At 53.4% G+C, this 26153-nt stretch carries 23 protein-coding genes and 1 tRNA gene; 8 read left to right on the top strand and 16 right to left on the bottom strand.

Annotated elements, in window-relative coordinates; genetic code table 11:
* Positions 1–137: 137 nt before the first annotated feature.
* A complete protein-coding gene (locus C8R31_RS07830) occupies positions 138–560 on the top strand; it encodes a YqaA family protein (protein WP_107693536.1) in 423 nt (140 codons plus the stop codon).
* A 105-nt stretch (positions 561–665) separates the two neighbouring features.
* Here C8R31_RS07830 and grxD read toward each other — a convergent pair whose 3' ends face one another.
* The 4 genes from grxD to hemA form a co-directional block, all read right to left on the bottom strand.
* Positions 666–983, bottom strand: a complete 318-nt coding sequence (grxD, locus tag C8R31_RS07825; protein ID WP_107693535.1) for a Grx4 family monothiol glutaredoxin — start codon at positions 981–983, stop codon at positions 666–668.
* Between the two features lie 130 nt (positions 984–1113).
* Positions 1114–1941: a peptide chain release factor N(5)-glutamine methyltransferase gene (gene prmC, locus C8R31_RS07820; RefSeq protein ID WP_219907482.1), complete on the bottom strand. Its 828-nt coding sequence runs from the start codon at positions 1939–1941 to the stop codon at positions 1114–1116.
* 12 nt (positions 1942–1953) lie between these two features.
* Entirely contained in the window at positions 1954–3030 is a 1077-nt protein-coding gene (prfA, locus tag C8R31_RS07815; protein ID WP_107693534.1) for a peptide chain release factor 1, read from the bottom strand.
* On the bottom strand, positions 3027–4280 hold the full coding sequence (hemA, locus tag C8R31_RS07810; RefSeq protein WP_107693533.1) for a glutamyl-tRNA reductase: 1254 nt from the start codon (positions 4278–4280) through the stop codon (positions 3027–3029). The genes prfA and hemA overlap by 4 nt, the downstream gene beginning before the upstream one ends.
* Before the next feature lie 465 nt (positions 4281–4745).
* Here hemA and epsA point away from each other — a divergent pair, with 465 nt between their 5' ends.
* Positions 4746–5540 carry an XrtB/PEP-CTERM-associated transcriptional regulator EpsA gene (gene epsA, locus C8R31_RS07800; protein WP_107693531.1) on the top strand — a complete coding sequence of 265 codons (795 nt, stop codon included), beginning with the start codon at positions 4746–4748 and terminating at the stop codon, positions 5538–5540.
* A gap of 119 nt (positions 5541–5659) precedes the next feature.
* On the opposite strand, the gene C8R31_RS07795 is transcribed toward epsA, so the two are convergent.
* Positions 5660–6280, bottom strand: a complete 621-nt coding sequence (locus tag C8R31_RS07795) for a PEP-CTERM sorting domain-containing protein (protein WP_107693530.1) — start codon at positions 6278–6280, stop codon at positions 5660–5662.
* Between the two features lie 523 nt (positions 6281–6803).
* Here C8R31_RS07795 and C8R31_RS07790 point away from each other — a divergent pair.
* Entirely contained in the window at positions 6804–7892 is a 1089-nt protein-coding gene (locus C8R31_RS07790; protein ID WP_258192655.1) for an acyltransferase, read from the top strand.
* Positions 7893–7941: 49 nt separating this feature from the next.
* Here C8R31_RS07790 and C8R31_RS07785 read toward each other — a convergent pair whose 3' ends face one another.
* The gene (locus C8R31_RS07785; RefSeq protein ID WP_107693529.1) at positions 7942–8418 is read right to left on the bottom strand and encodes an NUDIX domain-containing protein; all 477 of its coding nucleotides are present in this window, start codon (positions 8416–8418) and stop codon (positions 7942–7944) included.
* Between the two features lie 655 nt (positions 8419–9073).
* Between C8R31_RS07785 and C8R31_RS07780 the strand changes: the two genes are divergently transcribed.
* Positions 9074–10135: a kelch repeat-containing protein gene (locus C8R31_RS07780; RefSeq protein WP_107693528.1), complete on the top strand. Its 1062-nt coding sequence runs from the start codon at positions 9074–9076 to the stop codon at positions 10133–10135.
* 96 nt (positions 10136–10231) lie between these two features.
* On the opposite strand, the gene C8R31_RS07775 is transcribed toward C8R31_RS07780, so the two are convergent.
* From C8R31_RS07775 to C8R31_RS07765, 3 genes are all read right to left on the bottom strand, one after another.
* Positions 10232–10432: a hypothetical protein gene (locus C8R31_RS07775; RefSeq protein WP_107693527.1), complete on the bottom strand. Its 201-nt coding sequence runs from the start codon at positions 10430–10432 to the stop codon at positions 10232–10234.
* A gap of 52 nt (positions 10433–10484) precedes the next feature.
* Positions 10485–11912 (bottom strand): NAD-dependent succinate-semialdehyde dehydrogenase, encoded by a 1428-nt coding sequence (locus tag C8R31_RS07770; RefSeq protein WP_107693526.1) that lies wholly within the window; start codon positions 11910–11912, stop codon positions 10485–10487.
* A gap of 145 nt (positions 11913–12057) precedes the next feature.
* Positions 12058–12537, bottom strand: coding sequence for a tautomerase family protein (locus C8R31_RS07765; RefSeq protein ID WP_107693525.1), 480 nt, complete (start codon positions 12535–12537; stop codon positions 12058–12060).
* A 140-nt stretch (positions 12538–12677) separates the two neighbouring features.
* On the opposite strand from C8R31_RS07765, the gene C8R31_RS07760 reads away from it, so the two are divergent.
* Positions 12678–13583, top strand: a complete 906-nt coding sequence (locus tag C8R31_RS07760) for a LysR family transcriptional regulator (protein WP_107693524.1) — start codon at positions 12678–12680, stop codon at positions 13581–13583.
* A 548-nt stretch (positions 13584–14131) separates the two neighbouring features.
* Here C8R31_RS07760 and C8R31_RS16255 read toward each other — a convergent pair.
* From C8R31_RS16255 to C8R31_RS07740, 4 genes are all read right to left on the bottom strand, one after another.
* Positions 14132–14860, bottom strand: a complete 729-nt coding sequence (locus C8R31_RS16255; RefSeq protein ID WP_219907481.1) for a hypothetical protein — start codon at positions 14858–14860, stop codon at positions 14132–14134.
* Between the two features lie 95 nt (positions 14861–14955).
* On the bottom strand, positions 14956–16080 hold the full coding sequence (locus tag C8R31_RS07750) for a DUF3696 domain-containing protein (protein WP_107693523.1): 1125 nt from the start codon (positions 16078–16080) through the stop codon (positions 14956–14958).
* Positions 16073–17302 (bottom strand): DUF262 domain-containing protein, encoded by a 1230-nt coding sequence (locus C8R31_RS07745; RefSeq protein ID WP_107693522.1) that lies wholly within the window; start codon positions 17300–17302, stop codon positions 16073–16075. The genes C8R31_RS07750 and C8R31_RS07745 overlap by 8 nt, the downstream gene beginning before the upstream one ends.
* A 225-nt stretch (positions 17303–17527) precedes the next feature.
* Positions 17528–17603: transfer RNA gene (locus C8R31_RS07740), tRNA-Phe, on the bottom strand.
* 819 nt (positions 17604–18422) lie between these two features.
* On the opposite strand from C8R31_RS07740, the gene C8R31_RS07735 reads away from it, so the two are divergent.
* The 3 genes from C8R31_RS07735 to lspA are packed head-to-tail and all read left to right on the top strand — an operon-like array spanning position 18423 to position 22749.
* Complete coding sequence (locus tag C8R31_RS07735; protein WP_107693521.1) at positions 18423–19403, top strand: bifunctional riboflavin kinase/FAD synthetase; 981 nt, start codon at positions 18423–18425, stop codon at positions 19401–19403.
* A gap of 16 nt (positions 19404–19419) precedes the next feature.
* On the top strand, positions 19420–22248 hold the full coding sequence (gene ileS / locus C8R31_RS07730) for an isoleucine--tRNA ligase (protein WP_107693520.1): 2829 nt from the start codon (positions 19420–19422) through the stop codon (positions 22246–22248).
* Between the two features lie 21 nt (positions 22249–22269).
* Positions 22270–22749 carry a signal peptidase II gene (gene lspA / locus C8R31_RS07725; RefSeq protein WP_107693519.1) on the top strand — a complete coding sequence of 160 codons (480 nt, stop codon included), beginning with the start codon at positions 22270–22272 and terminating at the stop codon, positions 22747–22749.
* Between the two features lie 6 nt (positions 22750–22755).
* Here the strand turns inward: lspA and C8R31_RS07720 are convergent, their stop codons facing one another.
* The 3 genes from C8R31_RS07720 to C8R31_RS07710 all read right to left on the bottom strand — a co-directional run bounded on the left by C8R31_RS07720 (position 22756) and on the right by C8R31_RS07710 (position 25824).
* On the bottom strand, positions 22756–23322 hold the full coding sequence (locus C8R31_RS07720) for a cob(I)yrinic acid a,c-diamide adenosyltransferase (RefSeq protein ID WP_107693518.1): 567 nt from the start codon (positions 23320–23322) through the stop codon (positions 22756–22758).
* Position 23323: 1 nt separating this feature from the next.
* Positions 23324–24868: a DEAD/DEAH box helicase gene (locus tag C8R31_RS07715; protein WP_107693517.1), complete on the bottom strand. Its 1545-nt coding sequence runs from the start codon at positions 24866–24868 to the stop codon at positions 23324–23326.
* Between the two features lie 173 nt (positions 24869–25041).
* Positions 25042–25824 (bottom strand): hypothetical protein, encoded by a 783-nt coding sequence (locus C8R31_RS07710; protein ID WP_107693516.1) that lies wholly within the window; start codon positions 25822–25824, stop codon positions 25042–25044.
* Positions 25825–26153 lie beyond the last annotated feature (329 nt).

Below are 26153 nucleotides of genomic sequence, written 5' to 3'. Positions count from 1 at the left end.
AGTCAAATTTTGAAATCAAGTCGCGAGGCGTGATCGAGCGGCCATTTCAAGATGATTGCTCCATCCACTTAAATGATTTGCTCCATCCACTTAAAACGCATTAGCGGCTACACTGCGGTTTTTTTTCAAAAATTGTTATGGATGAGCAATCGAGTCTGCTGGCGCTATTTACCAGCAGCTTTCTCGCGGCCACGTTGCTGCCCGGCGGTTCGGAGGCGGTACTATTCGGCGTATTGACAGCTTATCCGCAGCTTTACTGGCCGGCTTTGGCCGTCGCCTCCGTCGGCAACACTTTGGGTGGAATGAGTTCGTATGCTATCGGGCGCTTTTTACCCGACGAAAAAGCGCTTATGCAAAAGGCCAAGGGGAATATGCGCGGCCTGTTCTGGGTGCGCAAATACGGCAGCCCGATATTGCTGCTGTCGTGGGTGCCGCTCATCGGCGATCTGCTATGTGTCGCGGCGGGGTGGATCCGCGTTAACTGGATCTCCGCGATGGCGTTCATGGCCGCAGGTAAATTCTTACGTTACTGGGCGATCGCGGCAGCGATGAGTCCGTAGCAACGATCTATCCAGCACAGGTTGCAGAAATCAGCCGGCCGATACAAGGCTCATCGGCCGCTTATCAGTTAACCCTCGCAGTTCAACCTCGACACCGCCTAAAGCCTAACTGGTCTTACCCTGAAGTATCTTCTGCAGTTCACCGCTCTGGTACATCTCGCTAACGATATCCGATCCGCCGACAAACTCGCCATTGATGTACAGCTGCGGGATAGTCGGCCAATTTGAATAGTCTTTGATGCCTTGCCGTATCTCCGGTTCGGCAAGCACATCCACCGCAAAAAGATTGCTCACCCCGCAGGCGTTAAGAACCTTGACCGCATGGGCGGAGAAGCCGCACTGGGGGGCGGTCGGCGTGCCTTTCATGTAGAGCACTACCGGATGCGTAGTTACCTGCTCTTTGATCTTTTCCTGGGTATTCATTTCTGGCTCCTTCTTCTTTAAAGTTGAATAAATGGCAAATCGGCTTATAGGAGGAAATCAAACGGCCTTAAGGAAAACTGCCACCATGCTGAAGATACCTTTTAAATTGTAATTTTAACAGCTTATTTCGTTAAACTTCCAAACAGCCACCGCTGACACGCGGTATGCCGGCGAAATCGGGAAGAGAGAACACTCCACCCAATCCAGCCTTGCTCAACAGCTCCCTGCAAGCTTGCGCCTGATCGTAGCCATGTTCGAGCAACAGCACGCCTTTCCGGGCCAGGTGAGCGGGAGCGCAGGCGACAATGGATTCAATGCACTCAAGGCCACCGCGACCTGCCGCCAGCGCGCTGTCCGGCTCATACCGCAAATCACCCTGGCCGAGATGAGGATCGCCTTGTGCGACGTAGGGCGGATTGGAAACGATGAGATCGAACCGTTCTTCGCCAAGCTCGCGGAACCAGTCTCCCTCAAAAATGCGCACATTCCTGGCGTTGAGCTGAGCGGCGTTGATTTTCGCAATAGCAACGGCATCGGCGGAAATGTCCACCGCGGTGATACATGCAAGGGGCCGATGTTTGGCTATCGCCAAGGCAACAGCGCCGCTGCCGGTTCCCAGATCAAGAACCCGGCAGGAAAAGTCGATGGGAATCCGCTCCAGGGACAGGTCAACCAGTAATTCTGTTTCAGGGCGGGGGATGAGCACTGCCGGGGTTACGGTAAAACTCAGGCTATAAAATTCGCGTTTGCCGATCAGATAGGCTACCGGTTCCCCAAGCACGCGCCGCGCGACCAACAGGCGAAAGCTTTGTGCTTGCCTCGCTGTGAGCTGCCGGGCGGGGTGGGCAATGAGATACGCATGGCCAACGTCCAGCACGTGCTGCAACAGCATCCACGCATCGATGTCGTCGATGTCCCTGCGCGCCTGATCTAGCGCTTCGCGAATAGTGATCTGCAAGAAGGTGTTACTTCACTCCGCCATTGCCGCTAATTGCTCCGCTTGATGCTCGGACATCAACGCAGAGCAAAGCTCATTCAAGTCCCCATCCATGACTTGCTCGATCTTGTAGAGCGTAAGATTGATACGGTGATCTGTTATACGGCCCTGCGGAAAATTGTAGGTGCGAATACGCCCGGACCGATCGCCACTGCCCACTAGAGATTTGCGCGTGGCAGCCTGTTTGCTTTGCTGCTCCTGCGTCTGCTTGTCACGGATGCGAGCCGCGAGGACGCTCATTGCCTGTGCCTTGTTTTTATGCTGCGAGCGTCCATCCTGGCACTCGACCACGATCCCGGTGGGCAAATGCGTGATGCGAACGGCGGAATCAGTCTTGTTGATGTGCTGCCCGCCGGCGCCGGAGGCGCGGTACGTATCAATCCTCAGCTCGGCCGGGTTCAGAACCACATCCATTATCTCGTCCGCCTCAGGCATCACCGCAACGGTACAGGCGGAGGTATGAATGCGTCCCTGCGTCTCAGTGGCAGGTACCCGCTGAACCCTGTGACCACCCGATTCGAACTTGAGCTTTGAATACGCCCCTTGCCCGATGATTTTCGCAATGATTTCCTTGTAGCCGCCTGCCTCGGAAGCGCTTTGGGATATTATTTCGATCTGCCAGCGCTGACGTTCGGCAAAACGCGCATACATGCGGAACAGGTCGCCCGCAAATAGCGCGGACTCGTCACCGCCAGTACCGGCGCGAATTTCGAGGAAAATGTTGCGCTCGTCATTAGGGTCCTTCGGAAGCAATTGCTTCTGCAATTCAGCACTGAATCGCACCAATTTCTCCCTGGAGTCGCGAATCTCGGCATCCGCGAAATCACGCATTTCCGCATCCGAGCTCATTTCCTGCGCGGTATGGATATCACGTTCGCTTTGCAGATACGCGTTGTAAAGCTCAACCACCGGCGCTATCTCCGCGCGTTCACGCGTCAACTTGCGGTAGTTATCAAGATTCGCCGTAATGCTTTCGCTACTAAGCAGACGATTCAATTCTTCCAAGCGCACGCTGAGCTGCGTGAGCTTGGCGGCAATGCTTTTGTTCATTCTGGGCGGTGGAGATGGTACAGTCGGTTGATCAGCTCGACCAGATCGTCACGCTCGTCTGCCACTGCGTGGTTGAGCGCGTAGGAAGGGATATGCAGGAACTTGTTCGTCAAGCCGTTACTCAGCGATTCGAGGATTTTTTGCGGGTCTTCGCCTTTTGCCAAAAGTTTCTTGGCCCGGTCCAACTCATGGCGCCGATACCGCTCAGCCTGGTCGCGTAGCGCTCGTATGGTGGGAACAACTTCGCGCGACTCCAGCCAGTGCATGAAATTGACCACATTGGTGTCAATTATCGCCTCGGCCTGCGCCACCGCTCCCTGACGGGAATCCAGCCCTTCCTTGACGATCTCGCCAAGATCATCCACTGAATAGAGAAACACATCATCCAGTTCGGCGACCTCGGGCTCGACATCCCGCGGAACAGCCAAGTCCACCACGAAGATCGGACGATGCTTTCGTGTCTTGATTGCGCGCTCAAGCATGCCCTTACCGAGTATGGGAAGCGTGCTGGCGGTGCATGTCACGACGATATCATGCAGCGCGAGCTGTTCAGGCAACTCGTTGAGTGTAATTACGTTCGCGTTAAAACGACTGGCCAGGGACTGCGCACGCTCTGCGGTGCGGTTTGCGACGGTGACGCGCTTGGGATGACGCGCGGCGAAATGACTGGCACATAGCTCGATCATCTCGCCTGCACCGATAAATAACACCCGCTGCTCTGCGATATCTCCAAAAATCCGTTCCGCCAACCGGGCGGCAGCCGCGGCCATCGAAACCGAATTAGCGCCAATCTCGGTGGAGCTGCGAACCTCCTTGGCGACGAAGAAAGTGCGCTGAAATAACTTGTGCAGCATCATGCCGAGGGTACCGGCGTGTTCAGCCGATTTAACGGCGCTCTTCAATTGCCCCAGTATCTGCGGCTCACCCAGCACCATCGAATCAAGCCCGCTCGCCACGCGAAAGGCGTGCTTTACCGCTTTTTCGCGCGGCAACTTGTAAAGATACGGCTCCAGGTCGCGAGCCTTCATCTGATGAAAGTCGGCCAGCCAGTGCGTGGCCTCCTCCGGCTTCTCAGTACTGCAATACACCTCGGTACGATTACAGGTGGAAACAATTGCAGCTTCTCTCACCGGATGATGCCCGACAAGATCACGCAAAGCATGCTCGGTTTTATCCGCCGGAAACGAAACCTGCTCGCGCACATCCAGTGGCGCGGTCTGATGGTTAATGCCGAAGGCGAATAACTGCATGGACGACAATTTGGTCAACCGGTCAAGAATTTCAAAATTCGCTGATTATAGTATTACAAGCTTTTGAATACCATCGGTTGGAAGAGTTTCTGCTTTGAAGAAAAATTTACAAGCTTTTTGTATCTTTCGCCTGCCCAGCCAAACCATGCTCACGCCGAGCGCCACGCCCATTTTAAACCTGGAAATTTCCAACCTCAACGTCATCCGTGTCGCGTTTGTTGACACAATCCCGAAAAACAAAGCAAAAAACCACGTAGTTTGTTGAATTTTAACCATATTAAAACATGGAACAAAAGTTGCTTGTTAGGGTAGGCTGGTAGGGCCCTGACTAGCAGATCTTAGGCACGAACCCCGATGACCACAGGTCTTTTATAAGAATAATTCGTGCACTTACGTTCACCGGCAATTGAAGTTCCGCGCTTTATATTGCCAGAACGCTAGCCATATAAAGCGTGACCTATAAACATGGATCTCTCTACCTTATCCCCCGAAAATCTTGACCGTTACTATCACATCATTACCGAAGCGAACAGCATTCGCCGACACAACGAATTGCTCGCGTGGCTTCAGGGAGAAATCCAATACTATTTGCCGCACGAAATCCTGATCGCCGCATGGGGTGATTTCGCGGCTAACCGGATTTCCTACGACATTGTCTCAGCATTGCCCGGGGTCAGAACCGAGCACTCAACCCCGCAAGCGCTGTTGCCTCTGCTGCAGGGGTTGTTTAACCGCTGGGTAGAACTTGGGAAGTCCCCCTACACGCTCGGTGTCGGCGAATCCGGTTTCCTGTTGGAAGGGGATGGTCTTCAGTGTTCCCTGGGTAAGGCATTGCAAGCCATGCGTTCTTTGCTGGTACACGGCCTTATCAACGAACGATCGCGCCACGACTGCATTTATGTGATTTTCAGCTCAGAAAGAAAGCTGCATGAATCGCTTGGCGCCGTGCAAATCCTGCTGCCTTACCTGGATATGGCGTTTTGCCGAGTTACACCGCTTACGAGCCCTCAGCCCCAACCCGATCAACCCCTGCTTTCAGATCAACTGAGCGGAAGCGAAAACCCAAGTTTGAGCAAGCGTGAAGTAGAAATCATGAAGTGGGTGAAAATGGGCAAAACAAATCTTGAGATTGCCAGCATTCTGGATATCAGCGTATTCACGGTTAAAAATCACCTGAGGCATATCTTCAAGGTCCTCGATGTTACTAATCGAATGCAGGCCGCCGCAAAAATCGCCAAAAGCGCCAAACCGGATGACTGAGCAGGATAGCTGAGATTCAAATCAGCTCTGTCGGAGTTAAAACCGACTCGTGCGTCATTCTCAACCCTAATAATCGTCAACCCCGCCATTGCGGCGGGGCCTGACGCTGCATTGATGAGCTAAGCCTTTTCGTTCCTACTCGTGCGTTTAGCCATGTACCCCATTAATCCAAGCCCAGCAAGCAGCATCGCGTAGGTTTCCGGCTCTGGGATCGTCGGCACCTGCGTCAGTGTGAAGGTGGCAGTGTTCCCGGCGCCGGGATCAAACGGGCTCAGTGAAAACGTTGCAGTAGCGACGCCCTGATGCGCCAGTTCACCAGTAAAGTTGAGGTTACGCGGGCCGCTGGAAGGGGCAGAATCGAGGGCGAAGCCAGTCAGTGTCGAGTTGTTGAAATTGGTAAAAACGACTCCTTGACCTCCCGTCGTCGGTTCGGTGATGATGAAGTGGTAGTCGAGCCAGGTCTGACCCGTATTGTTGGCAATTGTCTCTGTGACCACGTAGGGATTCCCCGGTCCTCCATTAGTGTGGCCAACCGTAAAAGTCAGCGAGATCTGGTCCAGGCTGGTAAAGGCTTTGGAAAGATCGAGCACGTTGGGATCGGTACCAAGATTAGTAAGCTCAAATGTGCCCCCCGCCCCATTGTTAACCGTAACATCGGTAATAACGCCTGCGGCGGACGCAGTGGAAATCGACCCCCCGAAAGCTAAAGCGGCCACCAATGCTTTAAATTTTACGTTCATTATTCTTCTCCTTCGGAAAATTGCGATACAAACAAATCGGTATGCCGAGCCACTCTGCCTCTTGTATCTCGCAGCGCACTTTTATACCGATTGTCATCTTCCGCCAGAAGACAGAAATTTGTAATAGACCTATTGCTTATAGCACCATGGAGCTACGTGCCGCGAAGAAATATGAGCAACAGACAGATAAAGCGCAGATATTGTTTGCGGAATAGGAGCTTGCACCCTTGATCAGACGGTCAGTAGCGTTCCTTCCAATTTTTTGGCGAAGGAGCACACTTCGCGAGGTAAATTCAAATAGAATTATCGTTTTCCACAATCATTTCGCCGTTATGACAGAAGATTAATCCGGCAAAACCCCGAGTCATAACTGTGCCGCAGTTCTGTTCCTGTTTCTCTTCGTTGACCATGCGTCGTTATAGCTCATGGGAGCTTGGGCATTTATTCCGCAAGCGGCATCCCCACCGCCCTGCGTCAATCTCTTCGGGCAAACATAAACGCCATGCACGTTAGCCTTTTGAGGATGCCTTTCGTGGATGCCCTCAAGGCTATCGCCTGCCTGTCGATAGTGGCGCACCATTTGGCCGCCTACGGCCCCATGTCGCAAATCGCATACCCCCTGTTCCCCGGCTTTGTCGATGGGGTTTACGAATATGGAAGAATGGCTGTCCCCGTTTTTTTTGTTGTTGCGGGCTTTTTATTTGCCGGAAAACACGCGCCCGGTGGCGTACTGCTCGTATCTCACCCCGTTCAGGCCATCAAGCGACGTTACCTTAGGTTGGTAGTGCCATATCTGGCGGCACTGATCCTGTCAATCGGATGCGCAGCGGTTGCAAGAATGTGGATGGTGCACGAATCAATCCCCGCCGCGGTTGGTCCTTTCCAGCTTCTGGCACACGCGCTGCTGCTTCAGGACTTACTTGATCAGGAGGTGTTGTCCGCCGGTATCTGGTACGTGGCCATTGATTTCCAGCTGTTCGTCAGTGCAGTGATGCTGCTGTGGCTATCACGACAGATCCAGCACCGGCACCCGAACCTTAAAGCAGGCGGCCTAATTCTGATTACGGGTTTGACGCTAGCCTCGCTATTCGTATTTAACCGGGATAAATCGCTAGATGAAACCGCTTTCTATTTTTTCGGGTCATTCGGTCTCGGAATTCTGATTTACTGGATCTCCGACATGCCGCGCCGTAACCTTTGGCTCGTGCTGCTGGCTCTCGTGGTGATAGGGGCTTTATTAGTCGACTTTCGTTTCAGGATAGCGGTTGCCGGAGCGGTGATGCTGATGCTGGGCCTGGTGAAACAACATGGCTCCTTGCTGGAAAACTTGCGGGTGCCGGTCTTTTTAACTTCTCTGGGACGAATTTCCTACTCTATTTTTCTGGTCCACTTCCCCCTGTGCCTGGTCGTCAATGCAACATTTTTTCACTTTTTCCCGGTTCACCCTGTCGCGAATGCATTCGGGCTAATATTGGCTTTCGGCGTGAGTATCCTAGGCGGTGCGCTGTTTTTTAGATGGGTCGAAAGCAACTGGAATAACCGCGCTCGTGTCTGGACGAGAACCAAAGACGCGGTTGCTTCTGTGGGCCGCGGCCCGAAACTTGGAATATAAATGGCGTCAGATTGAGTAAACAAAAACGTCCGGTAAAAGGTTTACCGCCTCAGCCCTCAAGGCGCTCTTCGCCCAGCTTTTCGCGTAGCTCAACAAGAAAGCCTTTCTGCCCCGGATGAATCCGGCGCACGGCTTCCGATATTTCGAACCATTCGGCGCGATCCACCTCGGGAAACTCCTTGATTCGGCCCGACCCTGTTGGCCACTCCATGCTGAAAGTATTCGAAACCAGACTTGCGGGATCCCAGTCCGACTCAGCTGCCCAGGCAATGACAAGCTTGCCTCCAGGCTGTTGCCGCTCTGAAAGCGGCAAAAACGGCCCGGCTGGCCGATGCCCGGTTTCTTCAAAAAATTCGCGTAACGCGGCCTGAAAAGGCTCTTCGCTTTCCTCGTATTCGCCTTTCGCGATTGACCATGCCCCGAGATCTTTCTTTGCCCAGAATGGACCGCCCGGGTGGACAAGCAGCACCTCGAGACAATTGGCTCGTCTGCGGAAGGGGAGAATGCCAGCACTTTTTTTGGGCATGCGAAAGGCTCCGTTGAATCAGAGACGGCTTGTCTATCTACCTCCGTCAGCGAGAATTGCATCGCGCAAATATACCCGGACGCCGTTCATCAAATCATATTGGCCGGCGAACTTCGTTGGCAATATCCTGCGATGACTAAAATTAACCCGGTGTCGACTCCGCAAAACAAAAAAAGGATCAGCAATTAGCTAATCCTTTAATACTTGGTAAGCCGGAGTGGAAGGGTGCCACCGACACAAGGATCTTCAGTCGCCCGTCCGCAATCGATGAGTTTCAGCGTATTCAGCTCAGCGAACACCAGGGGCTAGGGGTGGCAAAACCTCGCTTTACTGTTTTGCAGCTTTTAGCGTCCTCGCCCGAATGGCCGGCGCTGAATCAACCCGAAGCATTCATCCAAGAAACATAAATCGTTCGCAGAAAAACTCTGCCCGTTATTGACGATCGTTGTTCTATATTCAAAGAGACAATCATAGGTAAAGGCTGGTTACGCCCTTTAGTTCAAGGGATGATTCGACCAGGATTAATTCCACTCTGAGGGATTGATTGCTGCACTAGCGCTCCCCTTCGCGTCCTGGAGTTCCCAATAGTTTTTAGGGCGGTTGAGACCCACGTCAAAGCTGGAGTGGGTCATTATATTGCTACGGAGGAAAACAAATGAGTGTCAGCAAGACAAGAACGATTCAAGTCAGATGGAACATGACCGGGGCGTTACTCGCATGGTGTCTAGCTGCCAGTTTAGCGTTTGCGGAGGAATGGAGATCGGCTGCACCGATACCCAAAAGCGCAGAGGAGGTATACGGTATCGCGGCAGGCGGGAAACTATACGTTTTTGGCGGACTCGGGTTGGACTGGATGGCAATGGGGATGGTCATGGAATACGATCCGGGCACCGACATATGGACGCGCAAGCGCGACATGCCCCGCGGTCTCCATCACGTAGCGCTCGCTGAAGTGAAAGGACGTATTTACATGTTTGGGGGCTTCACTCTGCCGGAGAAAGGCAAGCCCATGTGGGTTCCGGTCAATCATACGTGGGAGTATGACCCGCAGGCCGATGCATGGCGTGCGCTTGCGCCACTCCCTGTCGCACGCGGCTCAGCCAATGCAATACATATAAATGGTCGTATCCATGTCATTGGTGGCGCCACGCTGCCCGCGGGACTGAAGGAGGAATGGGTTCACCCCTCGCGGAACATCGCCGTCGGAACGCACGAGGTCTACGATCTCGCAGCCAATAGTTGGACAAAGGCCGCAGATATGCCGACCCCTCGAAATCATGCCGCGGGCGCTGCGGTAGACAACCGTATCTATATCATCGGTGGACGAATAGGATCGGTCTTCATCCCCAACGCATTCAATATTGATTTGGTCGAGGAGTACAACCCGGCAACGGATCAGTGGCAATTGCGGACCCCGATGCCGACCCCGCGGAGTGCATCGGCCTGGGGGGTATACGGAGGGCAAATTTATGTGGCCGGTGGCGAGATCCGACATCGGGATATCTGGGGCACATACACGGCAGTTGAAGCATTCGATCCGAAGAGTAACAGCTGGATAAGACACTCCCCTATGCCCATGCCCAGGCACGGGTTGGCGGGAGATTTTATCGGCAATCATTTCCACTTGGTAAGCGGTTCTGTCCAGTCCGGCACGAACGCTTCCGGGCTTATTACAAATACCGATCGACATGACATTCTGGTGATAGACCACAGGTAGCGACCTGGGCCAATCCCATGCTTACGACGTGGGGGGCGCGTGATTATATGTGATGTGCGAGACACTTGGGTTGGGTTCGCCGTAAGCAGCTGTCTCTCAATCCAACCTGACGGAAAGCCCATTTCGTTTTACCGCGCGCTCCCGGTAGTACTGGTTGCGGGGGTCGATCGGCCAGCCCACCCCAGTACGTGAGCATTTGACCGGAATGAAGCCGTTTGACATCGCTCTTTCCGCGGTCGTCTCGACCGCGGAAAACGTGAGGATGATGGCCGCGTAATCCCATGCAACGCAGAGCATAGAAATGTCTGCGCGCCGCGGATACTTGCCGTATCTGGAAAGTGAATGTGATTCACGCGGAAGAACTACCGCCTGTTTCGGCAAAGGATGCTCCCCATGGCGGCGAGCCGGAGGATGCTACATTGATCAACTTCTCATTGACGAATGCACCAAAGCCAAGTTCCGACAGCTCACGGCCGAAGCCTGAATTCTTGATACCACCGAAGGGAAGTTGAGGGGCCGTCCATACTGGCTGATTTATGAAGACCATACCGCTGTCGATCTTTGCTGCAACCTTGCGGCCACGTTCGATGTCAGCCGTAAACACCGAGGCCCCAAGACCGAATGGAGTCGCGTTTGCCAGGCAAACAGCTTCATCTTCATTTTCGACGACGTGGAAGGAGGCAACCGGACCAAATAACTCCTGGGCATAGATTGGGTTTTCCTCGCTGATGCCGACCAGTACTGTCGGCTGCAAGTAGAAGCCAGGACGATCAAGCCTTGCCCCGCCGTACACAACCTTTCCTCCTTCCTTCCGAGCCAGCTTGATTTGGTCCAAGAGAAGATTTAATGCCTTCTTTGAAGCAAGCGGCCCCAACGTCGTCGCCGGATCATTGGGATTCCCTGGCTTCAATAAAGCCAGCCGCTGAACGAAGCCATCCAGGAAAGCCTCTCCTCGCTCCTTGCCAATGACAATGAGGCGTTTTGAACCGACGCAACACTGCCCCATGTTGAACATCCGACCGAACAAAGCATTATCCAGCGTGGATTCCATGGGCGCATCTTCAAGCACGATCAGCGGATCACTTCCCCCCAGTTCCATTACTGATTTCTTGAGGCTGCGGCCAGCGCGCCCCGCCACTGCCGCACCTGCGCGTTCGCTGCCAGTCAAGGTAACGCCACGGATGCGTGAATCCTCGATCAATCTTCCGATCTGTTCAATACTGGCAAAAATATTCGTGTACACACCGGGCGGTGCGCCAGCTTCCTCGAAGAGGCGAGCAAAAGCCAATGCTGACTGAGGAACGCTCTCCGCATGCTTGAGAAGCAGCACGTTCCCTACCATCAACTGCGGTCCTGCTACCCTTGCGATCTGGTAGTAGGGGAAGTTCCACGGCTCGATGCCGATCAGAACCCCGATCGGCTCGATATGCAGTTCAGCACCGGGAGATTCGGAGAGCATGCGCGGCTTCAGGTAATTCTCAGCTTTCTTTGCGTAGTAATCCAGGATATCGGCAGAAAGGGAGACCTCTGCCCGCGCCTCAGCGATAAGCTTGCCCACCTCCAACGTCAGATAGTGGCTGTACTCCTCGCTTTTTTTTCGCAGGATGGTGGCTGCAGTTGAAATTATCCTGGCACGCTCAGCTACCCGGCGATACTGCCAGTCGTTGCGGAAAGCCTTATGTGCGTTCGCAACGGCAGCCTCCAAGTCTTGGTCGGATATATTCGCATAAGTCTTTATCAGTTTGCCTGTTGCGGGATTGATCGTTTGATAAGCCATATTGCCTCCATGGACTTAAAGGGAGTGAACGCCCCGTTTCCTCTCAGAAAGATCAAAAGGATGAGCGGTGTTCTTTTGCGGCATGCGCAACGTCGAGCTCAATGGAAATTGGGGCCGTCCAACCGGGGACGGCCCCAATCCTGATCTAACGATCCGCTATTCCTGGATTAAGCACCAGGTTAACAGGAAGTTTTTCCGCAGGGGTATAGGGGCTTGCCTTGTTTTCCTTGACCCATCTCTTCTCGGCTACAGATTCAAAAGGAGGCGGAATTTCTCCTTGAAGAGACCACAGATCGAAAGGCGTCTCGTCAATAGAAATCTCCCAATCGTAACCTCTGTCCTTTACGAAGGGAGCGATAATCTCATCGAGCGATCTCACCCACCATTCACGGATGACTGGGCCCGGCAACGTCCTGGCAATGTGATCGACCCTGAACCGGATAAAGTTGTTATTCGGCTCACCGCCCACAAAGCAGGAGTCCTCGGCTATTTCCTCAAAAATGAAGACCACGTAGAACTGAGGTATGGGAACGCTTGCATACAAACCGGTAACCCTTTCGGATAGATCCTTTTTGTCTTGAGCAGTATATGCACCAGCCGGATGATAAACTTTCCATAATGGCATGTTTTTTCTCCAAATTATTTAAGCTGTTACCCACTTGCCAATTGCAAGCGGGTAGTCGAAGCATAAGCCTGGGACGGAAAGGCGGGTAGTCTGCTAAATTAGCTAGCAGAGTTTTATTTTTGGAACGATGAGGTAGTACGGTGCAAGATTTGAATGATCTCTACTACTACGTCCAAGCTGTCGATCATGGCGGATTTGCTCCGGCAGGTCGGGCGCTTGGTATGCCGAAATCGAAGCTTAGCCGGCGCATCGCCAAGCTGGAAGAGCGGCTCGGCGTCCGCCTGATCCAGCGTTCGACACGCCACTTTGTAGTTACCGAAGCCGGGCAGACCTATTACATGCATTGCAAGGCGATGCTGGTAGAAGCTGAGGCGGCCCAGGAAGCGGTAGACACGCTAAGAGCCGAACCCCGCGGTGTGATCCGCATGACATGCCCACTACCCCTAGTGCATGCGTATGTGGGAGTGATGCTGGCCGATTTCATGATGCGCTATCCGCTCGTCACGGTGCACATGGAGGCAACCAACCGGCGCGTCGATCTGGTCAGCGATTCGGTGGACGTCGCCCTGCGTGTGCGACCGCCGCCTTTGCAGGACAGTGATCTGGTCATGCGCGTCCTGGCTGAGCCGGATCAATGCCTCGTGGCCGGCCCTGCGCTTGTCTCGCAGCTCGGCTTCCCTACTGACCCCTCTCACCTGAGCAACTGGCCAAGCATGGGCCTGGGAACCCCGCAGCAAACCCATCGGTGGGTGCTGTATGGGCCCGATAGTGCACTAGCAACAGTTCATCACACCCCGCGCTTCGTGACGACGGACATGATTGCGTTAAGAAATGCCGCTGTGGCCGGCGTCGGAGTGGTGCAGCTGCCGGTAGTCATGGCACGAGACCAGTTGGCGGCTGGTTTATTGGTCAGGCTGGTGCCCGACTGGGCGCCGCGCCGCGAAATCATTCATGCGGTATTTCCATCTCGGCGCGGTCTTCTGCCATCTGTGCGGGCGTTAATTGATTTTCTCGCCGAGCGTTTCGACATCCTGCATGAGGACTAGGCTAACTTAAGCACAACAGCGAGCGCCTGTCGTTTTCAGTATTGTTCCTGCCAACCACACCAATGTCGTGACCGAGAATGGGGTGGTCTACTTGCTAGCCGACTTCTTGTAGCTGTTGGTAGCTCCGGCGTGTAACTCTATCTGATGCTCAAGCTTTAGAAAAAGGCAAAAGGTAGTTCATCGACCTCCCGAAATCTGGAATGGGATAAAAATTCGAGGGGTTTTGAAGCTGGCGAGCGGTGAGTCGTTCAACGGATAATGGAAGATGCCTTGCTGACGAATGGGAAAGTCAACTCAAAATCCTCCGAAATCAGCAACTACAATCCCCCGGCACCAGTCTTAGTGGGAACCAAGATTCGTTGAGGGAGCTCTTGTCATGCAGCCACCCTCTCTCCTATAGCATTGGGGTATTGTGGGAGATTAGCTTTACCTCCCCACTACTTTTCCTTAGCTGCAACAAAAAAAGATAAGAACATTACCAAGTCTTTTTCTGTTCCTGGGGGGCAGGCAAACCGAAGCAATTAATAAAGGCTTTATGGCGCTCTAAATCACCCTTCACCTTCACCACTCTGGATTTGATAGGGATGTCCGCCGCGCTGGCACCGCCCCCAAGAGCACAACAATTGCTCCTTATGTGCTTCGATCCATGTCCGCATTTGTTTATCCCATCTTGGAGGTCCTTCCATGCGCTCAAAGCAGTCCACTCTGTATTTAGCAAGTGTTTGGGTACTACCTTTTGGTCCGCTAAACTGTGGATCAATTAGATGAACGTGTGGATGCCCATGATCCATGGGGTACATCTGTATCGGGTAGTCCCCAAGTTTACTAATCGTGTTTTCTTTAGCTACGTTCTTGCCCCAATCTAATAGGTCTTGCTTCCAATGCAGCGCATGAGCTTCATTAGCGAGATGCATCACGCTGCATGGGCTCGTGGCGACACCCCCCGCCACAAGACGCCACTCTGTCGCCTTAATGACAGGGGACAGCCAAAGTGAATTGAACGTTGGGAAACTGAAAGCCCAACTTCTCGCGAGATGCGTCAGGGTCAACCCCAACGACTTGTTATTTTCGAAATACACGTCACAAACTTCGACCTCAGCCGGCCGACAATTCTTCAATTTGGACAACAGCCATCGATACTGATCTCGTCCTAACCACTCTCCCATCCACCTCGACAGGGTTTTTTTACGGTATATCGCGTGCCAATGGCCGCCTGGGAAGGAAACAATCAATTCGCGTTGCCACCCTGAGACCTTTTGAAGGCAGGAAAAAAGCATTAAGGCATCCTGTTTATGGAAAGCCTCCCCATCAGGCCCCTCGTGTGCTAGCACACTTAGTTCGTTAAAATATAATATAAGCGGTCGCATGGTTATCAACTGAGGAGAGCATCGAGACTTTTTTCCCACTCGTCGAAAAAACCAGTGGGCCAGTTGGTCAGTTGTCCATCTGGCATCACCGCAGGTAATTCAATGTAGCAATCTCCGCTTGATACATCCCGTGTGAAGTAGCACAGCTTTACATCATCGTTTTTTAACGAGCCATTTTTAACAGCTAACCGGATACCATTTAATACATGGTCGCTGTGCGTTTCGACAATGACCTGTACGCCATCTGCCGCACAAAGCCCCAATAATTCCCCTATCTTAACTTGTCCCCTGGGGTGCAAATGGGCCTCGGGGTTTTCGATTAAGAGTAATGACCCAAGAGGGGCGGCCAAGCAGGCGACTAAAATAGGTAGACTGTAGGTTAGACCGAAACCTACGTGGGTTGGACGATACGAACCAGAGCGGCCATGTTTAGAGCCAATGTATCGAAATTGGAGCATGACATCATCAGTCCCCCTAATCGGTTCAGCTTGTAAATGCACACCTGGACTGACTTGCTGCAGCCAACCCGCTGCCTGGTCAAGCAATTGGAAAGTTGGGGTGATCTGTGCCCATAAGGTCTCCTCTACGGATAAGCCGTCTTGGGTGCAGCGTCGCCGTTCCGAAACAATTCGATTGCCGTTGCGTGCTAGGAAGTCAGCGGTATATTCTCCTTTACCTCCTAAAAAGCCGGCTTTTCGCGAGTGTTGGTCAGCCTGAGGGTAAAACGTGCGAGGTACAATGCGGTCCGCTTGTAGGTATTGAAAATCTGGCGTTGTAACGAATGGATGTACCTTGGGCGGCGATACGATGAATTCGAGCTGGTTGGCGTCTGGCTCAACTTTGCAGACCCAGCGGTACTTGACGCCCCCCTCCTCAACTTCAATTGTAATGGTTTCGTCTCTGGCGCCCTCGCTTAAAACGTCGATACCCTGGCCGAGGACGGCAAGGGGGCCCCGGAGTTGCAAGCCATTCCCGAACCCCACCTGATAGGATTGCCGAAGAGCGGCTATACTCTGCAGAACTGTACTCTTACCCGAGCCGTTCAAACCGGCGAGCATCGTGAGGGGAGCCAGCGGCAGATCTAGACTCCGCGCGGCTTTGAAATTGTTCAGACGAACTCGGTCAAGCATCGAGGGCCCCGTCAAAGATGGCGTTTATAACCTCCAGCCGTTTATTCGATGCTGACCCCTTTCCCGTCGCATAAAGAAGTGCATTGGAAAAGTCTTTCTCGGAAGAGAATTTGCGGCCGAATTCCTCTATGACTTTGCTTGAGCGTGCCGCTAACGCGTTTATCTCCTCATCGGTACGCCAGGCTAAAGCCACAGCCTCAGTTTCGAACAGCCCGCGATTAATAGGCAGCCTAGCCTCATCGGTAGTAGAGTATTTACGAAAAGCAATACGGCCAAAGACAAGTTGGGCCGCCCTCATCGAATGATTAAAGGCTGCCTCCATTTCTTGCCACCTCTGTTCGGTCCAACCAGCGGCCCGCTTTTCAACAAACTCGTTTAGGAATTCATCTAAGTTTTCATCAGGTTGTCGCTTCTCGTCCTGAGGCAATGAATAAAGCGCCGCGAAACGAAGTACTAACTCATGGTCCTCTAGACGTTCACCTTTGATTTTTCCTTCTGTAGCCCTAAGAAAGTCCTGGCTTACTGCCATATTTCGAATGTGCTCGCGCCATTTACCGGGGTAGATCGCATTACGAATTTCTTGAGATTTTAGTGGCAGCCCGCCTTGATTTATCCGTGAAAAAATATTGAATTTGACATTGGGGGGTGTACCAGCCCGAATTACGTGCAAGGTTAACTCGGTTTCCATGATTCGTCGTTGTAGGGGACGCGGCAGATCATCGTACCCATTATTATCCAAGTCGTTCCTTAGAGACTGTAGACCGGTAAGCCTCAGCGGGTCCAGAGTCGTCTTTAATTCTTTATTCAAGCTACTGACTCTCACGAAGTGGGCAATCGCACACAACCGTTGAAGCCCATCCACTACCTGATAGTTTCCCGACTTGTCTTCAGCGACGTAGAGCGATGGTATCGGAATACGTAAGAGCATGGATTCGATAAGGCCGCTTTTCCGAGCATTGCTCCAGAGGTTTGCTCGGCGCTGAAAATCTGGAGAGAGGTCCATCTCCCCATGCCCAAGACGTGCCATAAGCAAGTCGACTGTTCGTTGATGGGTGATTACATCAATCAACTTCGGATCGAACGGTGCCCGAATGTCTGCTATGTCTGGGAGTGCAGGCTCGGCCTCAAGCCCGCTGCCGGTGCTATCGGAACTAAGTTCCTCTAGTGGAGTGATTCCTTCATCATTTCGAACATTAAAATTGGAGTGATCTATCGGTTCCATAACCCGCTCCCGCGGAAACGTAAACAGAAATAGCAGCGCCGTATTGTACGCTCAAAAATAGTCCGCTTTTTTTCACGCTATCCCCCGGAGGCATTTTCGAAATATAGTAACAATAGTAGGTGGATTGCAATGGACGGGAATGAATGGCGTAAAACAAAAAACCCGCTAATCGCCAGGATGGGAGCGGGTTTCGCGGACTTCTTTGGACGGGATAAAACAATCATTTGGTGGCCAAGGGCGGAATCGAACCACCGACACAAGGATTTTCAGTCCTCTGCTCTACCGACTGAGCTACTTGGCCACGTTAAACAAAAACCGCAATATGTCAGTACAGGGATTTTAGCTCCGGCCGCCCGGCTTGCGCCGTTCTTAACATGCCCTCAAAAGGTCATGTTAGCCTTCTCTGCAACAAGTCGCGCCATGATACATGTCGAGACTTGTTGTCAGTCCTCTGCTCTACCGACTGAGCTACTTGGCCACTTTAAACAAAAACCGCAATATGTCAGTACAAGGATTTTAGCTCCGGCCGCGCGGCTTGCGCCGTTCTTAACATGCCCTCAGGAGGCCATGTTAGCCTTCTCTGCAACAAGTCGCGCCATGATACATGTCGAGCCGTGTTGTCAGTCCTCTGCTCTACCGACTGAACTACTTGGCCACTTTAAACAAAAACCGCAATATGTCAGTACAAGGATTTTAGCTCCGGCCGTCCGGCTTGCGCCGTTCTTAACATGCCCCCAAAAGGTCATGTTAGCCTTCTCTGCAACAAGTCTCGCCATGAGACGTCGATCCATGTTGTCAGTCCTCTGCTCTACCGACTGAGCTACTTGGCCACTTTAAACAGAAAGCCCAAGGCTTTATCTAACCGAACAAAATGCCAAGGTTCTTTTTTTACGGCGCAATTCTAGCACAGCGTCCCTTCGTTGGAAACAAAAGGCGGATATGGAATTGGTCCAGGACGGCGATATTACACACGCTTAATCTTCCAGGGGCACTTTCCCAAGACTGCGATAGAAAAAATTCCTTTCTGCGATTGAGCCAGTCTCGCATGGCTCTTATACACGCCGTATAGACCCGGGCAGATAAAACAGGCTACAATTCAGTATTTTAGCAGTTGTATGTCATGCGCGTTTCCCACGGTATTCCCGTTCAGGCTGAAGCTCCCGTTGCGCTCACCATAGGCAACTTTGATGGTGTGCATCTCGGCCACCAGGCGATGCTTGCGCGTCTGAAGGATGCTGCTGCCCGGCTCGAGCTCGCCACGTGCGTGATGATTTTCGAGCCACATCCGCGCGAATTTTTCGCACCGGATAAGGCCCCCACCCGGCTCACCAGCCTACGGGAGAAACTGGAGTTGCTGGCGGCGGCCGGGGTGGAACGAGTGCAGATATGCCGCTTTAATTTCGACTTCGCAAAGATCCAGGCGGAAGATTTTATTGTTCGTATCCTGCAGCACGGGCTTGCCGCTCGCTGGATTCTGGTAGGAGACGATTTCCGCTTTGGCGCTCGCCGAGCCGGGGATTTTTACATGTTGAAAGCATTTTCGACCGACCTCGGCTTTGATGTGGAGGAAATGCCGGGCTACACCGTGGATGGATTGCGAGTTTCAAGCACAGCGGTTCGCCAGGCCCTCGCTTGCGACGATCTGGATTTGGTGCAACGCCTGTTGGGGCGTCCTTATAGCATCAGCGGGCGGGTAGTCAGTGGTGACAAGCTGGGTAAGAAGATCGGCTTTCCCACTGCCAATATTCAATTGAAGCACAACCGGCCGCCGCTTTCGGGCATATTCGCGGTAGAGGTGGAGGGTGATGCATCGACATTTTCGCCTTCGCCGTTGCAAGGTGTAGCCAGTCTGGGCCTGCGCCCAACCGTTCATGAGCATGGGTTGCCGGTTCTGGAAGTGCACCTGTTCGATTTCAACCGTGAGATTTATGGAGAGCATGTTCGCGTGCATTTTCTGCTTAAACTTCGGGATGAAGAAAAATACCCGGACCTTGCGTCGCTCACTAAACAGATTGGGCAGGACGTGTGGGACGCGAAGAACTTTTTCAGCACCTCTCGGCCCACAGCCAGGATCGGCAATAAGCTTCTAAGATCGAACTGACTTTCGCCTATCTCACATGACCGACTATAAGAAGACGCTCAATCTGCCTGAAACGCCTTTTCCGATGCGCGGCGACCTTGCCAGGCGCGAGCCTGTCATGCTCAAGGCCTGGCAGGAGAAGAACCTCTACCAGAAAATCCGCGAAGTTTGCAAAGGCCGCCCTAAATTCGTGCTTCACGATGGTCCCCCCTACGCTAATGGCGATATACACATAGGCCATGCGGTCAACAAGATATTGAAAGATATAATTATCAAGTCGAAGACGCTGGCCGGCTTCGACGCGCCTTATGTGCCTGGCTGGGATTGCCATGGGCTGCCGATTGAGCATCAGATTGAGAAAAAGTATGGCAAGAATTTGCCGGGCGACAAGGTGCGAGAACTGTGCCGCGCTTTTGCGCAAGAGCAGGTGACGCGGCAGAAGGCGGATTTCATTCGCTTGGGCGTGCTGGGTGACTGGGATCACCCCTACCTCACGATGAATTATAAGACGGAGGCGGGGATTATCCGCGCGCTCGGGAAGGTCTACGAAAGGGGATATCTCTATCAGGGACAAAAACCCGTCAACTGGTGCATAGATTGCGGTTCGGCGCTGGCGGAAGCGGAGGTTGAATATGAAGACAAGACTTCGCCGGCGATAGACGTGAAATTCAGGGTGGTGGATGCTGATGCGTTCTGGAAAAAAATCCGCAACCAGTCGGGTGGCTCCGTTTCGACGGATGTATCAGCTAAACCGGTTAACGTAGTTATCTGGACAACCACACCGTGGACGTTGCCCGCAAACCAGGCGGTTAGCCTGAATCCTGATGCTAACTACACCGTCTTGGATACAGGGAGTGAGTGCTTGCTCCTTGCCGATGCACTGGCTGATAGCGCGCTGCAACGCTATGGCATCGATAGGGCCAGCGTTAACGTCTTGGGAGGATGTGCCGGGCGCCAGCTTGAAAATATCCTGTTGCAGCACCCATTCTACCCGCGGCAGGTCCCTATTATTCTCGGGGACCATGTCACGATGGAGGCCGGGACGGGCGCGGTGCACACTGCTCCGGCGCATGGCGCGGATGACTATGTCGTAGGACAGAAGTATGATTTGCCGGTTGAAAACCCCGTTGGAGACGATGGCCGGTTTTTTGCTCATGTGCCGCTCGTCGGTGGTCTCCTGGTGTGGAAAGCCAACGAGGTGGTAATTCAGCAGCTGGAGGCGAACGGCACGTTGCTGAAGGTGGAGAAGCTTCAGCATAGCTATCCTCACTGTTGGCGGCATCGTACACCGATTATCTTTCGCGCGACGCCTCAGTGGTTTATTTCCATGGACAAGCGGGTCAGGAACAGCAATCCGGCAGAAGTAAGCCAAACCTTGCGCGAAGCGGCGAAAGCTGCGGTGGAAGCAACTGCGTTTTATCCTTCCTGGGGTCGTGCGCGGCTGGATGCGATGGTCAAAACTCGTCCCGACTGGTGCGTGTCGCGGCAGCGCAACTGGGGAGTGCCGATGGCGCTGTTCGTAAACAGGGAAACGCAGGAGCTGCACCCTCGCACCAGTGAGTTGTTGGAGCAGGTGGCGTGCCGCGTGGAGCAGCAGGGTATCGAAGGATGGTTCAGCCTCGACGCGGAGGAACTGCTTGGGCATGAAATCAAGGATTACAAGAAACTCACACATACGCTGGATGTGTGGTTCGACTCAGGAACAACCCATGATACGGTACTCAAGCGCAACCCCGAGCTTTGTTATCCCGCCGATTTATATCTGGAGGGTTCCGACCAGCATCGGGGATGGTTTCAGTCCTCTCTATTGACGGGTTGCGCGATTGACGGACGCGCCCCCTACGATGCATTGCTCACGCACGGTTTCGTCGTCGATGGGCATGGTCACAAGATGAGCAAATCCAAGGGCAATGTCATCGCGCCGCAAAAAGTGATGGACACCTGGGGAGCGGATATTCTTCGACTGTGGGTCGGCTCTACCGACTATTCCGGAGAGCTTTCAATCTCTGACGAAATTCTCAAGCGCGTGGTTGAGAGCTACCGGCGCATACGCAACACGCTTCGATTTCTTCTTGCTAATCTGGCGGACTTCGATCCCGTGGCCGATGCGGTACCGGTTGAGGAGTGGCTCGAAATCGACCGTTATATGCTGGCCTTCACGAGAAGGCTTCAGGATGATTTGACCGAGGATTACAAGCGCTACGATTTTCACCTCATCGTCCATCGTCTGCACAATTATTGTTCCGAGGACCTGGGCGGATTCTATCTCGACGTTCTCAAGGACCGGCTTTATACGGCGGCGGCAAAGGGCCTTCCGCGCCGATCGGCGCAAGGCGCGCTGCACCATATCGCCCACAGCCTGGTGCGGCTGTTTGCACCCATCCTGAGCTTTACAGCTGAAGAGGTGTGGCAATCTCTGATTGGCGCCACTGAGGATAGTGTTCTCTTGCATACATGGCATGAATTGCCGCTACAGCAGGATGAAGAAGCACTGATGGCCCGTTGGGCGCGGATCCGCCAATTGCGCTCGCAAGTTCAGGGACGATTGGAAGAGGCGCGCGTGCGGGGCGAGATCGGCTCATCGCTTGCTGCTGCCGTGGAGATACGCACCTCCGGAGAGGATTTCTCGCTGCTCGACTCGCTTGGAGACGATCTCAGGTTGATATTGGTCACATCGTCGGCGCGAGTATCTCGTTCGGAGGATTCCGCCAGCGAAGCAACCCGGGTTACCCCTTCTGCACACCCGAAATGCGAGCGCTGCTGGCATTATCGCGCGGACGTAGGTGTCGACCCGTCGCACCCCACCATTTGCGGGCGCTGCGTATCCAATTTATATGGTTCTGGAGAGGCCCGGCGGTATGCCTGAGACAATGACGTGGCGGGCGGGATGAAATTGCAGGTCAGCCTTGCCCTTGCATTAGTTGTGCTGGTGCTGGATTTAGTCACCAAGCGCTGGGTGGAAGCTATATTATTTCACGGTGAACAAATTCCGCTGACGGCGTTTTTCAATCTGGTGCTAACCTATAATGCCGGCGCCGCGTTCAGTTTTCTAAGTGACGCCGGCGGATGGCAACGCTGGTTTTTCAGCGTTGTTGCCGCGGGCGCTTCCATTCTCATCATCTATCTGCTGCGCAAGCATGCAGCGGACAAACTGTTTTGTCTGGCGTTGAGCCTGATATTAGGCGGTGCGCTAGGCAATCTGTGGGATCGCATTGCCTTGGGCCATGTGGTCGATTTCCTCGATTTCCATGTTGCCGGCTACCACTGGCCGGCGTTCAATATTGCCGACTCGGCCATTTTCCTCGGCGCGGCGTCGCTAATACTGGACAGTTTTTTGCGCAAGGAACCAAAAGTCAACGGCCAGTAAAGGCGCCTACGCTGCCTCAATGCTACGCGTCTTACCCGGCTGCCACATCACGTCATCGACCCCGTGTTCACGGTTGAGGACGCGGCATAGCACGAATAAAAGATCAGATAGGCGGTTAAGATAATGGATGTGGCAGGGTACCGCGGTTTCGGCGCGGTAAAGCCTCATCACGCACCGTTCGGCTCGTCGGCACACTGAACGCGCGACGTGGCATGTCGCGGCGAGAGGGGTTCCGCCAGGCAGTATGAATTCCTTTAGCGGAGCCAGGCTGGCGTTATATTCGTCGAGCTCTTTTTCCAGACGGCTGACTTGCGCTTCGTTCATGCTTACGCGTCCGGGAATGCTCAGGTCCCCACCCAGGTCGAATAAATCATGCTGGACATTTTCCATCCGGCTGCGCATATCCTCCTGAAGCCTGCCTGAAAGCAAGACCCCGATGTGGCTGTTTAATTCGTCCACTGTTCCGATAGCTTCGATACGCAGGCTCTCCTTGCCCGTTCGGGCTCCATCGCCGAGCCCTGTTGTACCGTCATCGCCGGTGCGCGTATAGATTCGGGTCAGGCGCTTTCCCATGTCACGACTCGTCCTGCTTGGGTTTGTCGGGTGAACGTGGCCGAAATAGAGCAGCCAATGGTTTGTTGTGTCGCCCTGAGCGATGATAATGTGACGGGCTATCTGTTGGCTGGGGGATTGAAGGGGCAGGCGAAGTTGGCTGCGATGGGATATAAGGCTGGGTGAATAACGGGTCCTCCACGCCTTTAGGTTTCCCTCCGCTCATGCGGGAGCGCCCCCGATAACTCTTGAGCTCCGCTTGGCCTCGGGACGATTGTCCGTCCGACGGGAGCGGTGACTTGCTTTTTTCCGCCGCGGCAGGGTGCGGCTCGACAGGCTTCTTCTGGCCCGATCTGGCTGCTTCGCCTCCATGGGCGTCCCTGACCTGCCCACGCTGTGATTCACCACCTTGGTCGAGTTTTGTGTCGGCCTCGAATCCAGTAATTACTCTGGAATCGAGTTTGAATTTGAGAAGTTTCTCTATGCCGTTCAGCAGTTCCTGCTCATCCTCGCACACGAGGGAAATTGCATCACCTTTGGTGCCGGCGCGACCCGTACGACCGATCCGGTGAATATAATCCTCGGGCGTAGTAGGCAACTCGAAGTTAACCACATGTGGCAGGTCTTCGATGTCTAACCCGCGTGCGGCAACATCGGTTGCCACCAGCACGCTGGCAATGCCTTCCTTGAATTCCGCCAACGCCTGAGTACGTTGCGGCTGGCTTTTATCGCCATGAATCGCCGTAGCCGTAATTCCGTCTCTTTCCAACTGCTGAGCCAAACGGCTGGCGCCGTGCTTGGTGCGAACAAAAACCAGAACCTGTTTCAGATCCTGCGACTTGATCAGGTAGGTTAAGAGCTCTCGTTTACGGGTTCGCGATACGGGATAGACTACATGCGTGATGAGTTCAGCTATCGAATTTTGCCTTGCCACTTCGATCAGTACCGGATCTTTTAGCAGGGTGTTCGCAAGTTTCTTGATTTCCCCGGAGAATGTGGCGGAGAACATGAGGCTCTGACGCTGTGGCGGCAATAGGGTGAGGATGCGCTTGATATCCGGCAGAAAACCCATATCCAGCATCCGGTCGGCTTCATCCAGTATCAGAATTTCAAGTTTGGAGAGCGTTAAGGTTTTTTGCTGTACGTGATCGATGAGGCGTCCCGGCGTTGCAACCAGAATCTCGACTCCAGCACGTAATGCTTTTATTTGCGGATCGATGTCGACTCCGCCATAAATCGCGCTGCACCTGAGCGGAAGGTATTTGCCGTAGGCCTTTACGCTCTCGTATACCTGGACCGCCAGTTCGCGTGTAGGCACGAGTATGAGGGCGCGGATAGGATGCCGGGCGGGGGAAGCGCTGGTGCTGGCGCCGGGCTGCAGGCGGTGCAGCATCGGCAAGGTAAAACCTGCCGTCTTGCCGGTACCTGTTTGCGCGCCACCCATTATGTCCTTGCCTGCAAGGATGGGTGGAATCGCCTGAGTCTGGATCGGAGTGGGTTCTGTATAACCTTGATCTGCGATCGCGCGGATGATTTCAGCGGAAAGATTGAGTTGAGCGAATGACATATATATTACGTTTGGATCGCCCAACGTTGACGGTTGGAGCGGTTCAAACAGAACAGTTTATAAATAGGAAAATTGTGGAGGACAAGGGCTGGAAATAAATGTGTGAGGCGTTTTGTGCGTAAACGGGTCATTGATTATTTATTATTAGACTGTCAGCAAGATGTAAAATTCATTCAGTCATTTCTCACGCCTTGCTCAGCGTTTTTTGGCTTCCCTGCCTTAACCCAGTCCGTGCCTTTTTTTAGCGTCTTTAATAACACAGGTGCGGACCCAATGGCGACTGCGTCAACAAGGCAATACCAGGCAGCGACACCGCTCGGCGGATTCCCTTGTGTCAGCTGGAAGATCGGTTCAAGCGTCGCCCATTTCCAGGTCCCCGCGGCGGTACCAATCAGCTCCAGCCAGGTGGTAATAAAAAAGGCAGCCAGGTAAACCATGGGGGAGCGGCCCTTGAACAGGTAAATCAGAAAAACACAAAACAGCAGCGCCCCAACCTGGTCGCCTTGCTCAGGATATCCGCTGATTCCCCACAGTGACCACGCTCCGCATGTCACGATTACAAAGGCTGCTATCTTTCGGGCATGCAGCAGAAAAAGACCGGACCGGGCGAGGGCGACGGCGGTCAGATAAACCATTCCATGACCGGGCGGAACGTACGCCGGTACATTCCCGAATCGATAAGTATAGCCACCCATGTAGATGGAAGCGAAGTGCTCCCCCAACGTAGCAAATGCCACGGCCACGATAACTTGCATCCTGACTTCCTTGTTCTCGCCCAGTAGCAACCCGAACAGAAATGACCATGCGATGAGACCCATGGTATTTTGCTGCCCAAGGCTGCCATTTGCGTCGAGGTTAAGGCTAATCGCGACGCAAGTGAATGTCAGGGTCGCGATGAAGTAGTCACGAATTCGATGAACACCGGCCGTATTTGGTTGGGGAAAGTGACGCAGCATTATCTTCTATGCGCTACTACTTGTAAGAAACGCTCAGTATACTGCCATTTGAGCGAAGACGGAGATCGGGAATCCACGCGTAAATCCCGGCTGGAAAATGATGGTCGAAATCGTCAGTGCGACAGGCTTAAATAATTGAAACCGCTGGCCCCTCGAAAGGAGCAGCCAGCGGTTTGGTTGAAGTAACAGGAAACGCCGCAGAAGCGATACGAGATGCAAGAGGATAGATCGCGCTACTCCTCATCCTCGTCATCGTCCTCATCCTTTTTCTCGGGTTTGAGGACCATCTTGCCCTGCTTTTTGCTCTCGTTGAGGTCGGTCTCCGGGGC

Origin of the sequence: Nitrosospira sp. Nsp2 (assembly GCF_003050965.1) — a bacterium.
GTDB lineage: Bacteria > Pseudomonadota > Gammaproteobacteria > Burkholderiales > Nitrosomonadaceae > Nitrosospira.
Note: the sequence above shows the minus strand (reverse complement) of the source record. Positions and strands in the feature narration are given on the sequence as shown.